Origin of the sequence: Pseudomonas frederiksbergensis, from assembly GCF_000802155.2 — a bacterium.
Classification (GTDB): Bacteria; Pseudomonadota; Gammaproteobacteria; order Pseudomonadales; family Pseudomonadaceae; genus Aquipseudomonas; species Aquipseudomonas frederiksbergensis_A.
The window spans coordinates 491640-504644 of the sequence record NZ_JQGJ02000005.1 but is presented as its reverse complement, the minus strand read 5'-3'; the positions used below and the strand labels follow the sequence as shown (position 1 = coordinate 504644).

13 protein-coding genes and 2 pseudogenes are annotated in these 13005 nt (G+C 60.8%); 7 read left to right on the top strand and 8 right to left on the bottom strand.

The features are described 5' to 3' along the window. Window positions 1–541: 541 nt before the first annotated feature. From JZ00_RS13325 to JZ00_RS13315, 3 genes are read left to right on the top strand one after another with little or no spacing between them, the layout of a single operon-like run. Window positions 542–2203 carry an MFS transporter gene (locus JZ00_RS13325; RefSeq protein ID WP_039589440.1) on the top strand — a complete coding sequence of 554 codons (1662 nt, stop codon included), beginning with the start codon at window positions 542–544 and terminating at the stop codon, window positions 2201–2203. Continuing rightward, window positions 2200–3342 carry an HlyD family secretion protein gene (locus JZ00_RS13320; RefSeq protein ID WP_039589441.1) on the top strand — a complete coding sequence of 381 codons (1143 nt, stop codon included), beginning with the start codon at window positions 2200–2202 and terminating at the stop codon, window positions 3340–3342. Before JZ00_RS13325 ends, JZ00_RS13320 begins: the two co-directional genes overlap by 4 nt. Before the next feature lie 23 nt (window positions 3343–3365). Next, window positions 3366–3773 carry an ester cyclase gene (locus JZ00_RS13315; protein ID WP_039589442.1) on the top strand — a complete coding sequence of 136 codons (408 nt, stop codon included), beginning with the start codon at window positions 3366–3368 and terminating at the stop codon, window positions 3771–3773. Window positions 3774–3788: 15 nt separating this feature from the next. On the opposite strand, the gene JZ00_RS13310 is transcribed toward JZ00_RS13315, so the two are convergent. From JZ00_RS13310 to JZ00_RS13295, 5 genes are all read right to left on the bottom strand, one after another. Continuing rightward, entirely contained in the window at window positions 3789–4742 is a 954-nt protein-coding gene (locus tag JZ00_RS13310) for an alpha/beta fold hydrolase (protein ID WP_039589443.1), read from the bottom strand. Between the two features lie 168 nt (window positions 4743–4910). Continuing rightward, window positions 4911–5717: a DUF6630 family protein gene (locus JZ00_RS13305; RefSeq protein WP_200900484.1), complete on the bottom strand. Its 807-nt coding sequence runs from the start codon at window positions 5715–5717 to the stop codon at window positions 4911–4913. Next, entirely contained in the window at window positions 5718–6464 is a 747-nt protein-coding gene (locus JZ00_RS13300) for a hypothetical protein (protein WP_196304779.1), read from the bottom strand. It lies immediately after the preceding gene. Window positions 6465–6530: 66 nt separating this feature from the next. Further along, on the bottom strand, window positions 6531–6692 hold the full coding sequence (locus JZ00_RS30190) for a DUF2986 domain-containing protein (protein WP_080942538.1): 162 nt from the start codon (window positions 6690–6692) through the stop codon (window positions 6531–6533). Window positions 6693–6779: 87 nt separating this feature from the next. Then, window positions 6780–8546: a S8/S53 family peptidase gene (locus JZ00_RS13295; RefSeq protein WP_039590030.1), complete on the bottom strand. Its 1767-nt coding sequence runs from the start codon at window positions 8544–8546 to the stop codon at window positions 6780–6782. 147 nt (window positions 8547–8693) lie between these two features. Between JZ00_RS13295 and JZ00_RS13290 the strand changes: the two genes are divergently transcribed. Continuing rightward, on the top strand, window positions 8694–9446 hold the full coding sequence (locus tag JZ00_RS13290) for a gamma-glutamyl-gamma-aminobutyrate hydrolase family protein (protein ID WP_039589444.1): 753 nt from the start codon (window positions 8694–8696) through the stop codon (window positions 9444–9446). Here the strand turns inward: JZ00_RS13290 and JZ00_RS13285 are convergent. Beyond that, complete coding sequence (locus JZ00_RS13285) at window positions 9431–9823, bottom strand: VOC family protein (protein WP_039589445.1); 393 nt, start codon at window positions 9821–9823, stop codon at window positions 9431–9433. The two genes, JZ00_RS13290 and JZ00_RS13285, sit on opposite strands and share 16 nt — an antisense overlap. 67 nt (window positions 9824–9890) lie before the next feature. On the opposite strand from JZ00_RS13285, the pseudogene JZ00_RS13280 reads away from it, so the two are divergent. Next, window positions 9891–10273: pseudogene (locus tag JZ00_RS13280) on the top strand (HIT family protein). A gap of 9 nt (window positions 10274–10282) precedes the next feature. Here the strand turns inward: JZ00_RS13280 and JZ00_RS13275 are convergent. Next, on the bottom strand, window positions 10283–11074 hold the full coding sequence (locus tag JZ00_RS13275) for a nucleotidyltransferase domain-containing protein (RefSeq protein WP_232916648.1): 792 nt from the start codon (window positions 11072–11074) through the stop codon (window positions 10283–10285). A 150-nt stretch (window positions 11075–11224) separates the two neighbouring features. Then, window positions 11225–12151, bottom strand: coding sequence for a hypothetical protein (locus tag JZ00_RS13270; protein WP_039589447.1), 927 nt, complete (start codon window positions 12149–12151; stop codon window positions 11225–11227). A gap of 247 nt (window positions 12152–12398) precedes the next feature. Between JZ00_RS13270 and JZ00_RS13265 the strand changes: the two are divergent. Beyond that, window positions 12399–12683 (top strand): annotated as a pseudogene (locus JZ00_RS13265) (S-type pyocin domain-containing protein); the annotation flags it as partial. A gap of 42 nt (window positions 12684–12725) precedes the next feature. Continuing rightward, the gene (locus JZ00_RS31500; protein ID WP_235433082.1) at window positions 12726–12911 is read left to right on the top strand and encodes a pyocin S6 family toxin immunity protein; all 186 of its coding nucleotides are present in this window, start codon (window positions 12726–12728) and stop codon (window positions 12909–12911) included. The last annotated feature ends 94 nt before the right edge of the window (window positions 12912–13005 follow it).

Below are 13005 nucleotides of genomic sequence, written 5' to 3'. Positions count from 1 at the left end.
ATCATCGACAAAGCCTGCTGCACCAGCGGTCATAGGCATGAACAGCGCAAGACCGGTGCAACCTAGCAATGACAGGGCGGGGGTGGAATTGAGAAGGGTACGGCGGCTGGAACGGTGACTCGACGAAAAACGGGCACGTGTGCTCACTCTGGCGCTCCTACTTTTTGTTGTTTTTATTTGTCATACGTCGTCGTACAACATGGCGTGGATTATTTGGGGAGCGTTCCTCGTTGTCAACTGGCCATTACCGCGATTTTTCATCGTGAAGGGTCCGATCGTGGGCTAAATCAATGCTTTTGCTCCTTAAAATTCGTCAAGCAGCCCACTGTGGCGCGGTAAACCGGTGCCATCAGGATAGCCGTGAGCGGGCAAGGTCATGCGATGACCGGCGTAAGACATTAGTCGAATGGCCTCGCTTCGATGCGGGCACCAGGACTCTGGGGCTCGCACAAGAGCGCAGGGGCACTTCTTGCACCTTCCGATCGTCGAACAGGCATTCATCCGCACTAAACGAGTCGCCATGCCCTTGCAAGGTTTCTGAATGGATCATTACACCCCTCGCGCCTGGCAGCCCCACGAACGGCCGACGCTGCCAGGTTCGCCTTCGACGCCGCTGCATCCCACGCCCAAGCGGCTAGCATTCGCGCTGGTCGGCGTGCTGGTGGCGGTGACCGGGGGCTTGGGCAATTCGCTGGTGATTGCCAACCTGCCTTATTTGCAAGGCTCCCTCGGCGCTACCACCGCTGAAATGGCCTGGTTGCCCGCCGCCTACGTCATGACCAATGTCTCGATGAACCTGCTGCTGGTGAAATTTCGTCAGCAGTTCGGCTTGCGCGCGTTCACCGAGGTGTTCCTGGCGCTGTATGCCCTGGTGACGTTCGGCCATTTGTTCGTCAACGACCTGAGCTCGGCGATTGCCGTGCGGGCGGCCCACGGCATGGTCGGCGCCGCCCTCAGTTCCCTGGGGCTTTATTACATGGTCCAGGCGTTTCCGGCGAAGTGGCGGCTCAAGGCGCTGGTGCTGGGCCTGGGCACTTCGCAGCTGGCCTTGCCGATGGCCCGGCTGTTTTCCGAAGACCTGCTGCAAATCGCCGAATGGCGCGGGTTGTACCTGTTCGAGCTGGGAATGGCGCTGCTCTCGTTGGGGTGCGTGCTGCTGCTTAAGTTGCCGCCAGGCGACCGCTTCAAGACCTTCGAAAAACTCGATTTCCTGACCTTCACCGTGCTCGCCAGCGGTGTGGCATTGCTGTGCGCGGTGTTGTCGCTGGGGCGCATCGACTGGTGGCTGGAGGCGCCGTGGATCGGCGTCGCCTCGGCGCTGTCCATCGTGTTGATCCTGGCGGGCCTGGCGATCGAGCATAACCGCAGCAACCCGATGCTGATGACGCGCTGGCTCGGCAGCGGGGTGATGATCCGCCTGGCCCTGGCGGTCGTCCTGATTCGCATGGTCACTTCGGAACAATCCACCGGGGCGGTGGGGTTCCTGCAAGCGCTGAACATGAGCAGCGAACAGATGCACAGCCTCTACGTGGTGATGCTGATCGGCAGCATCGCCGGGCTGGTGACCAGCGCCCTGACGATCAACCCGGCGCACCTGTTCATGCCCTTGATCATTTCCCTGGCGCTGATGGCGACGGGGTCGGTCATGGACAGCTATTCGAACAACCTGAGCCGCCCGCAGAACATGTATTTCAGTCAGTTCCTGCTGGCGTTTGGCAGTACTTTTTTCCTCGGGCCGACGATGATTCTTGGTGTACGCAATGTGTTGACCAACCCGCGGAACCTGGTGAGTTTTTCCGTGTTGTTCGGGATCTGCCAGAACCTCGGCGGCTTGGTGGGCGCGGCGGTGCTCGGTACCTTCCAGGTGGTACGGGAGAAGTTTCATTCCAGCCACCTGGTGGAAAACCTCCAGCTGTTCGACCCTCGCGTGGCCGCGCGGGTGGACAGCGGTGGTTCGGCGGTGGGTTCGCTGATCAGCGATCCGGGCCTGCGGCACTTGCAAGGCATTCGCAGCCTCGCCGCGGCCGCCACTCGCGAAGCCAACGTCCTGGCTTATAACGATGTGTTCATGTTGATCGCGGTGATCGCCGTGTTGACCATGATCTGGATCTCCATTCGTGCCCTGTGGCTGATGAGCACCACCCAGCCCGTCGCCACAGCGCCTGGCCCTTCGACACAACCCAGCGGTGCCACTTCTTCATGAGCGAACCGACCAGCACGACCACCAACGCCATCGCCGACACGCCTGAGGACCAGGCGCCTCCCGCCGGCCCGGCGACGAAGCCGCGTTCCCTGCGCGTGCGGATTTTTTCGTCCATGGGGTTCGCGGCCGTGGCGATTGTCGGCGTGCTGGTGGTGCTTTATGCCTGGCAACTGCCGCCGTTCAGCAGCGCCGTGGAAACCACCGAGAATGCCTTGGTGCGCGGGCAGGTTACGATTATCGGGCCGCAGCTGAGCGGTTACGTGCACGAGGTGCCGGTGCAGGATTTCCAGTTCGTAAAGGCCGGCGATCTGTTGGTGCGCCTCGACGATCGCATCTATCGGCAACGGCTCGACCAGGCGCTGGCGCAACTGGCCGTGCAGCAAGCGGCCCTCGCCAACGTCGTGCAGCAGCGCAACAGCGCCGAGGCCACCATCACGCTGCGCCAGGCCGCGCTGGCCGACAGCCAGGCCCAGGCCCGCAAAAGCGCCGCCGACCTGCGACGCAACGAAGCGCTGATCAAGGACGGTTCGGTGTCCCAGCGTGAACTGGACCTGAGCCGTGCGGCCAGCGCGCAAACCAACGCGGCCGTGGCGCAGGCTCGGGCCAGCCTGGAGATTGCCCGCCAGGATCTGCAAACGGTGGTGGTCAATCGCGGCTCGCTCGAAGCCGCCGTCGCCAATGCCGAGGCGGCGGTGCAACTGGCGCGTATCGACTTGTCCAACACCCGCGTCGTGGCGCCACGGGACGGTCAGTTGGGGCAGATCGGCGTGCGCCTCGGGGCCTACGTCAACTCCGGTGCGCAGTTGATGGCGCTGGTTCCGGACCAGAAATGGGTGATCGCCAACCTCAAGGAAACCCAGATGGACAAGGTGCGTGTCGGCCAGCCGGCGAGCTTCACCGTGGATGCCCTCGGCCATCGCCGGTTCCTGGGACATGTCGAGCGGATTTCCCCGGCCACCGGTTCCGAGTTCAGCCTGTTGCAGGCCGACAACGCCACGGGCAACTTCGTCAAGATCGCCCAGCGCGTGCCGGTTCGCATCACGGTCGATCCCGGCCAACCGGAGAGCGAACGCCTGCGGCCGGGGATGTCGGTGGTGGTGAGTATCGATACGGCGGGTGAGCACGGGCAATCGCAGTGACTGAGAGAACGGAGGGACTGGACATGGATTTGGCTGAGCAATATCGCAATTACATCGCCTGCCTGAATGATCGCCGCTGGCAGGACTTGGGCAGGTTCGTCGACGACAACGTGCACTACAACGGCAAGCCGGTGGGCCTGGCGGGTTATCGGGCAATGTTGGAAGACGACGTGAGCACCATCGCCGACTTGCGTTTCAACATCGATCTGCTGGTGGTCGAGCCGCCGAATGTCGCGAGTCGGTTGCTGTTCGATTGCTCGCCGCGAGGACGTTTTCTCGGGCTGGCGACCCACGGCCGACGGATTCGATTTTCCGAGAACGTGTTTTATGCCTTCGAGCAAGGCAAGATCGTTCGGGTGTGGTCGGTGATCGATAAGGCGGCGGTGGAATCTGCGCTGCAACGCGAAAGCCCTTCCGAAGAAGGGCCTTGAGCGAAAAGCCTGTGGTTATTCCTTGAGGAACATCAGCAGGTCCTGGTTGAGACGATCCTTGTGGGTCTCGGTCAGCCCGTGCGGCGCGCCGGGGTAGACGATCAGCCGAGCGCCCTTGATCAGCGCTGCCGAGGCGCGGCCTGCGGCATCGATCGGCACGATCTGGTCGTCGTCACCGTGGATCACCAGCGTCGGCACGTCGAATTTCTTCAGATCGCCGCGGAAGTCGGTTGCCGAGAACGCCGCGATCGAGTCGTAGGTGTTCTTGCTGCCGCCCTGCATGCCTTGCACCCAGAACGATTGGATCAGGCCTTGGGATGGCTTGGCGCCTTTGCGGTTGTAGCCATAGAACGGGCCGGATGCGATGTCCAGGTACAGCTGCGAACGGTTTTCCAGGGACGCCTTGCGCAAGCCGTCGAATACTTCCAGCGGCAGGCCGCCGGGGTTGCTGTCGGTCTTGAGCATCAACGGTGGAACCGAGGACACCAGCACGGCTTTCTTCACCCGGGCGGTGCCATGGCGACCGATATATCGAGCCACTTCGCCGCCTCCCGTCGAGAAGCCGACCAGGGTCACGTCCTTCAGGTTCAGTGCTTCGATGACTGCCGCCAGGTCATCGGCGTAGTGATCCATATCGTTGCCTTCCCACGGTTGGCTGGAGCGGCCATGACCGCGACGGTCGTGGGCGATCACGCGGTAGCCCTTGGAGGCGAGGAACATCATCTGGCTTTCCCAGCTGTCGGAGTCCAGCGGCCAGCCGTGGCTGAACGTGACGACCTGGCCGTTGCGCGGGCCCCAGTCCTTGTAATACAGCTGGACGCCATCCTTGGTGGTGATGTAGCTGGCGGACTGCACCACGCTACCGACTGCCGAGACACTGGCGCCGGCCTGGACAGGCGTCGCCGCCTGGGCGCCGAGAGTTGCCAGGGCCAAGGTTGCCACAGCGAGGGTGCGGTTGAATGTGTTCATCGTTTCTCTCTCCATAAGGGGGCGGTTTGATCTGCCGAGATCGTCGTCGATCGCGTTGGTGGGCAGATTAGAGAGAGCGAAGCGCAACGAGAACGGCGCTGGTGTCGATAGCAACTATAGGGATTTCAGATACCTGCAAGCTCGACGACATTGCGCCGCACCAGAGGCTCAGTATTTATGGACGATGCCCAGCCTGCCCATGATTTCCAGCGCATTGGCCAGGCCCAGCCCGTTCATGGGCAGGCAGGCAAACGCTTGGTACTCGTCGAAATGCGTGCCGATGGCCAACAGCTTCAGATCGTGGGCCTCGAGCCGCCCATTGAAATACTGGAGCAGCGCCCGTTCCCAATCGTTGGCGTGATTGACTGCATCGACGGTTGCACTGTCGGGCGTGGGGATTTCAATGCCCCGCTCCTGTAGTGGCGCAAGGGCGTTGATAGCGTAGACGCCTGACAACGACCATTCCTTCCACTCGAACTCAGCCAGCCGATTGGTCCCGGCAAGGGCCGATTGCAGCTGTGTCCACGCCCAGTCCCATTGACCGGTAGGGGACGGCATGTTCTCGATCAGCGCTTGCGCATGGGCCTCGTCGAACAGGCAATCGAACAGGTCCGCCAGCGTATCGGCCATGTCCGGTCCCGGGCCTTGGCCAGCCGTGTCCAGGTCACGGCTCAAGCGTTGCCAGTGGCTGGCCAATTCGACCCAATCGTCTTCATCCATGTCGTCATCGATCACCTGGGCATTGTGGCCGCGGTGGTAATTATCCAGCCGCGTCTTGCGCACCCGCACTGCGCCTTCGGCCAGATCGACTGCGTAGCTGGTGTAGTCCAGATAGTTGGTCTGGAACACGATGCGGTCGGGAAATATGTCGTGGACAAGGCTTTCCTCGGCATCGAAATACGCCGCGCCTTCGAGCGTGCCGTGGGTGTTGATGATGCGTTGGAGCGATAGCGGATCGATGGCGTCCAGGGTCATTTATTTCACGCTCTGTACATGCATGTCGATGGAAATCCCGTCGTGCTTGTCGGTACTGGCGTGGTAGAAGAAACCGTAGTCGACCAAATAGTAATAATGATTGGCGGGAAGGAGTCTCTTGCTCGGAAGCTGTTCCTGGCAACTCATGGCCTTGGCCTGGCCGCTCAGGGCCGGGTTCAGTTGCTTGGCCGGCAATTCGCGGTCGATGCGACAGTCGAAGACTCTCGGCTCCGTGCCCAAGGTACCGATGAGGTTGCTGGTGTTACTGCCTTGCCGGGTGTAACCCAATTGGCTGCCGACCGGCATGTGTCGCCAATCGCCACGAAAGCTCAAGCTGTCGATGACCACGGTATTTCTCGACATCGTGGCCTGTTCCACTCCAGAAAGCATCAACAGGCCACGCCAGGTGATCTTGCGACCGTTGAGGTGTTCGCTTTTGTGAATGAAGCGCAACTGGCGGGTGTCCGGGTCGGTAGACAGAAAATACTCGGTACGTTCCGGCCTGCTTTCCTTGGGGTAGTTGACGGTGCCGGCCAGTTCCACGTAGGTCAGCGTCTTGATTGGCGCGGGCATGTCGAGTTGCTCGATCGCTTTCAAGACGTCCGGGTTGATGACCGGGTTTCCATCGGCCCTCATCGGTACGGTGCGGAACTTGAACGTCGGCGTATTGACAGGTTTTGTCTGCGTTTGCTGGGTGGCGCAAGCGGCCAGCGCCAGGAAGGCGATGCAAAGGAAAAGACGTTGCACGGGTATCTCCGGTAAGTCCATTTGATGGAGGCCTTGCTGGTCGCTGTTGGCCTGCGAAGGTAGCGATCAGTTTTCAGGGGCAGCGATGATGTCTGGATCGGCTTCAGCCGCCAGTTTCAACCGGTCGGCTTTGCTGATGTACCTGTCCTTGCTCTTCGGTGCCAGTTTGGCACTGGCTTTCTTGGCGTTGGCCTTGAGTAGCTGGTTTATTTTCTTACGGCGGTTCATGGTTTTTCTACTCGGCTTGAACGGTTTCGAAGCGCGGCTGCGGTGGACGTATCGTAAGGGCGAAAGGGGGCGGTGGCTAGGGTGGGATCAGCGCACCCGATCGCGACTCTGCACCGACAGATCCAACGCCTTTTGCATGTCCAGCCGTGCCGAGCGGCCCACATCCTTGTCGCTGAGCTGGTAGTTGCGCTCCGACGGCAGGATGGGCGCGGTGAGGTCTTCGCCGTCCATTTGTTCGAAGTCGTGATTGTCGCCGATGGTCATGGCGCTGCGGCGCAGGAGCATGCGCAGTTGCTCGGGGTGAAGTTGCGGATTGATCGACAGCATCGCCGCCAGCAGGCCGGTGACCATGGGCGTGGCATAGGACGTGCCGCAATGCACCGCGCCATCCTGGCCGGCATTGACCGTGGAGGCGTGGGTGCACGCGGCGGCGGTGATGTCGACGCGCATGTCGATGTTCGAGGAGTTGCGCTTGACCGCATAGCCCGGGTCGTCGACGGCAACGCCGGCGCGTTCGCTGCGCTGGTGCCCGCCGACCACCAGCAGTTGTTCGGTGACGAACGAGGAGGGCAGGCGATATTCATCGGTGCCCGAGAATGACGACCCGTTACCGGCTGAGTTCACTACCACCACGTCGGGGTGCTCCTTGCGCAGCCACAGGAAAAACTCCTCCAACAATTCTTCGTAGCCACTCATGGCGATGCCCGAACGCAGCAGCGAATCCACGTCGTCGCCTTTGACATCCTTCGCCCCCACACGGTGAATGCCCCAGCTCCAGTTGAGCACGCGCACGCCATCCTCGACGAGGTTGACCGAGGCCGCGATGTTGGCGGTGATCCCGGCATCGGAGTTGCGTTCGACGATCACTTCGAAGCCGCCGCTGGCCTTGTCCAGGCCACGGAGCAAACCGGTGTTGCCACCGTCGTTCCAGCGAGCGGCGAGGATGCCCGCGACGGTCGTGCCGTGGTTGTCCGGTTTATCCGCGTCGCGGGCGTAAACGCAGGTGCGCGGCACCGAGCAGGGGCCCAGGTAGTCGGCGAAGTCCGCCGTGTCGAAATCGACGTCACGCTCGATGAGGCCGATGCGCACGGGGTGCGGTCGGATCGGCGCCTGTTGTCCGGGGATGCGCCGCTGGTAGTAATGCACCGCGTCGAGAAAGCGATTCGCGGCCCATTCATCCGAGTCCTGGGCCGGTTTCTTCGGCTCTTCCGGCTGGGTGGGCGCTTGCTCGGTTTCTTCAGCCCCGGATTCTTCGATCACTACGGCATCGACGCTGGTCTCGCCGCCCAGGCGCAGCACCAATGCGTCGCGCTGCACCAGGTCCTTGGCCGGCAGGCGCAGCTGATACACATTGAGCGGCGCAATGCTGCCGACTACCTTGGCGCCGTACTTGCCGGCGAGCCGCTCGGCCTCCTGGCGGCCATCGTGGCTTTCCTCGATCAACACGCTGACCAGATCCACATACGTGGTCAGGCCGTCCATGTTCTTCGCCACCTCATTCGGCCCGGCCGCGACAACGTGACTGCTGCGCAGGGTCAACCAGACGGCATTGCTGGCACGCGGGCCGTCCTCCAACCAGAGCGGACCGCTTTGGTAATCGGCCCTGTCCAGGCGCAGACGCAGCTGTTGCCCGTCACGCTCGACCCTGTCAGCGGGAATCGCTTGTTCACCCAGCGTCAGTTGCGGCGTTGCCTCGCCCAGCCCTCGCACGGTCAGGCACCACTGCTGATGCTCGATTTCGAGCAGGTCACCGCAGCGCTTCAGGCTTTCGAGGCGCAACGGCTCTTGGGCCATTGCCGTCGTGCAGGCAGACAACGCGAACAGGGTGACGAGGGCAGCGGATCGTAAGGGCATGGGTGAGGGTTCTTTGCCGTGGTTTGCAGTTCCGACCGCTGCGTCGATGGCTTCGTTCAGGTAACGCCCACGGTCCGTCATCAAATTTGAACAACCGGACCCGCGCCGCAATCCGATCCATAAGCATGTGAGCTACCAGGGAACCCTATGTCTCGTCCACCCATGATCGGAATCATCGCCTGCTCAGGCAAAATCGGTCCGCACACTGTCCAGCTCAGCAACGACAAATACGCCCAGGCCGTCGCCACCGCCGCCGAGGCGCTACCGGTGATCGTGCCGGTATTCCCGGCGCTGATGGATCCGGCCCGGATCATCGCCGGCCTCGACGGCCTGCTGTTCACTGGATCGCCGTCCAATATCGAGCCCCATCACTACGGTGGCCCACCCAGCCCGCCGGGCACCGAGCACGACCCGGCCCGGGACAACCTGGCGCTGGCGCTCTGGCGCACCGCGGTCGAGGCCGGCCTTCCGGTGTTGGGCATCTGTCGCGGCTTCCAGGAAATGAACGTCGCCTTCGGCGGCACGCTCCATCAACAACTCGACGGCCCCGGCGCCGAACACGAACCGCCGAGCAACGAGCCGGTGCAGCAGCAATACGCCCGTAACCACGCCCTGACAGTGAGACCGGGCGGTGTGCTGGCACGGCTGGGCCTCAAGGATGTTATCGAAGTCAATTCCGTCCACGGCCAGGGCATCGCGCGGGTTGGGCAGGGCCTGCGCGTCGAAGCCGTGGCGGAAGATGGCTTGGTGGAGGGGCTTTCGGTGGAGGGCAGCCGAGCGTTTGCGTTGGGCGTGCAATGGCATCCGGAATGGGAAGTGATGGAGCACCCGGATTACCGGGCGATTTTCCGCGCGTTTGGGGAGGCGTGCCGGGCGCGGGCGGGTTACTCCGGATCGTGACAACAGACGCAGAGCTTGTTGCCTTCAGGGTCCCGAAAGTAGGCCCCGTAATAATCCGGATGATATTCGGGGCGCAGGCCCGGGGGGCCTTCGCAGCGGCCATCGAGGGTCAGCGCCAGGGCATGGATGTCGCGCACGGCCTGCCGATCGGGGGCCAGCAGGGCAATCATCTGTCCGTTTCCTGATGTCGCCGATTCGCCATCGAACGGTTTGCCAATTACAAAAAGCGGGCGCGCATTGTCAGGATGTTTCCAGCCCGCCCATGGGCGTTCAAGGTCTTTGAATTTGAGTTCAAGGCCGAGCGCTTGCGTGATTTCTTGATAGAAGAGATAGGCTCGTTCGAAGTCGTTCACGCCGATGCAGATATGTGAAATCATCTTTTGGTCCTGGGAGCGGGAGAGCCTGTTCCTACCATAGCAGTGATCTCCGAATGGTGGCCATCCTATGCACATATCGCCTCGTTTCATCGTCCATGAAGCTGAGCATTGGATCATCAACCACCGCATTAACAGTGCACTGCCCGGCTATCTGATGCTCAGCGCAAAGCGGATGACGAACTCCTTGGCATCGCTACCCATCGAAGCGTTGGCCGAACTGGGTGTGTTGCAGGCGCGAATCCAGCACGCCATCGAAACGCACCTGCAACCCAAGCGGACTTCGGCTCGAGGGAAACCGATTCGCCGCAGACCGATGGCGCAGAACTGACGCTTTTTGCATGGCGGGAGTTCTGTGAACGGCCTGACCCACCGCCGATACAGGGGCCGTCCGTTGACGAGGCCGTGGCGGTGCTGCGGGGTGAGTTCGGCTGCCCCTCGTTGATTGAATAGCGCGGACCGTTAGCTCCAGGTTTCCTTCAACACGGAACGAAACAGCTCCGATAGCAGTGGTTCCACCTCCTTGCGTTCGCTACGTGAGGGCTTGATGGCCTCAAGGCGGTTCAGCTCACGTTCAATGAAAAGTTGAATGGGAGCGATCTGAGGCGATAGCCCCATTTCAGGAGCCGCGCGCTTGATCGCGAGCAAGTCATCAATGGCTTGCTGGAGTTCGGTCTCTCCATCAAGTACACCGCGCAGCTTGTCGAATTCAATAGGGGCTGGCGTGTTGAACTGTTCCAGCCAACGCACGGATAACAACGGGCGCAGGACATAGAAATATTTTTTCAGTGGCACCTGTGGGGCCTGCAAATACCCCCGGTAGTTGGTTTTCGCCATGCTGCGGTAGTGATAAATACCGCTTTCCACCGAATACACCTGTGGCAACAACGCCTTGGCCCGCTCATGGAAGGAACCGGAGTGCTCGTAAATGATGGTCGACTGTACCCATTCCACAAAGCCCGGATTGGACTTCCAGAATAGTCTCAGCGCCTTGCGCAGATCCCAACCATTGATATCCATCTCATCGACGATTGGATATTCGATAACGTCGCGTTGCTCCTCCAGGCCAACAGAGAGGTACCACTCAGGTCTGTTCACATAAATAAACCGTGCATCATAGTCGCTGTTGGGTGAAGCAAAACCCCAAGCCCGACTGCCTGACTCCACGGCTAAAACTACTTGGACATCGTGCTCGTGTTCTGCGCCGCGCAGGCGACTTCTAACTTCTTCCTGAACAGCTAGGGAAACCATCATTACCTCAAATCGAAACGGAGTTTAGTTTGTACGCTATCCATCCGTGGGCAGCCCGTCCAGCATCACGGGAATGCCTCGGTGATATTCAACGCTGCACTTGCGCTTTCTGCTCCGCTTTTTCTTGCCGAACCGTGGTCGAAACAATCGTCCTCAAGGATTGGACTTCATCCGCCCTTCGATCGCCACGCGCAAACAACCCCAGGCGATGACGCCAATGATCAGCAATTCCACCACACCGATAAGCATGTGAAATGCAAAGGTCATCGGCTGCTCCGCCCAATAGAAGGTTGTCGGGCGGGAAATGCCAATGCGCAACCGTCCGGTAAACAGCGAAGTGACCAAGGCAATAACGCGGGTCAGCTCAAACACCGCCAGGAAGGCGCCAATCAGGGCGAGCAGGGCCCGTGCGGGTGCGCCTAGTTGCTCAGTCGTTTGCGCCGAAGGCGTCGGTTCCATTGTTTTGCGTTGCCTGGCGATCTTCGCCGGGGTTGGAGCAGGCCGGTAGGCGGCCTTCGCAATGGGTGCCGAGCCGACCGTTACCTCGGTGGGCATTGATATCTGCAGGTATTCGCTTATCTCACGCAGCCACAGGTCGGTGCGTTTGCTTCCCGGTACGACCGGAACGTTGCTGCTCGTCAGACGGTGGGTGGTGCCGTCGCGCATCACCAGCCACAGTTGGGTGGCGGCTGGCTTGGCCTCCGGGTGGCGGCGAAGTTCGAAGTGTTTGGCGGCGTCGAGCCTGAACACCGAGTGCACCCGCTCACGGCGGCCAAAAAAGTTCTGGGTGCGGCGTTTGCCTTCGCCGTCGAGGCGCGATAGCACCAAGGTTTCGCGGGTGCCGGTGTAAACCAGCAGCGACAGGCCCAGGGCGGGAATCAGCAGCAGACCGAGCACGATCAGCAGCAAGCTCAATGGGTCCATGCCCGCTGGCGACGAGTCTGCAATCGCCAGCACGGCCCCCACGGGAAAGATCAACGCCAGCGCACTGGTCAGCAGCACGACTACGCTCTGTACCCGGTTGACCGAGTGGATGTGCAGGTCATCCCGCGCGGTGCGCTCGAATCGATATCCGATCAATGTAAAGCTCCTGATAAGCCGTCGGCCCCACGTGGCGGTGGATGTGTGACGGGTGGTTCAACCGCTGATTCAGAGTCGATCGGCCGGCTGATTTTTTCGGCCCTACATCGCGCGACGAAAACGGAGCGATCATTTCAAGAAACATCTTACATCGCCACTCCCATCCCCTGCGTTAGCGCCCCTCCTGGATTTTCAGGATGAGATTCGTGACTCGTGACACGCCCAAAAGACCTGCCCAAGGTTCGTAATCCACGTCCAGGCCGACGGCAGTATCAAGGGGTATGGCTTCTATACCGGGCAGAACCGCGACTGGGGAATGGTTGACGTCGTTCACCTGACGCCGCGTGCTGACCAATATATCGCAGACCTTGGCGACGGCATCGAACTGATCTGGACCCCAGCCACCGACCCCTCCGACACCCTCGGCATCCCCGCACTGGAAGCCGCGCCCCAAACCCCGCACATTTGGATCTACCCACCGACGCCGGTGGCGGACAGCATCATCGTCAACCCGATCTATCCGCCGGAGTACCTTTTATCCCGACGACAAAAATGACGATTCATTGCAGTTTGAATGTACATAAAAAACTCTGAGCAGAATGAAGTGCTAGCCCAAATAACCGAAGGGAAATCCTTCAGTGAAATCGGCCCTGGAGAGCTGGAAATAACAGGCGAGCAGCTAAGAGAAATAGGGCGGGTGCTGGGTATGGAGTTCCCAGCGGGACTGGAGTATTACATCGGAACATGTGTCGATGCCTGATAAGAACACCAGTAAGGAATCGTATCGCCAGCCCGTCCCAAAGCGTAGTCCTGAAACATGATCGAACTGTTTCAGGACCAGAAAAAAGTTCGGC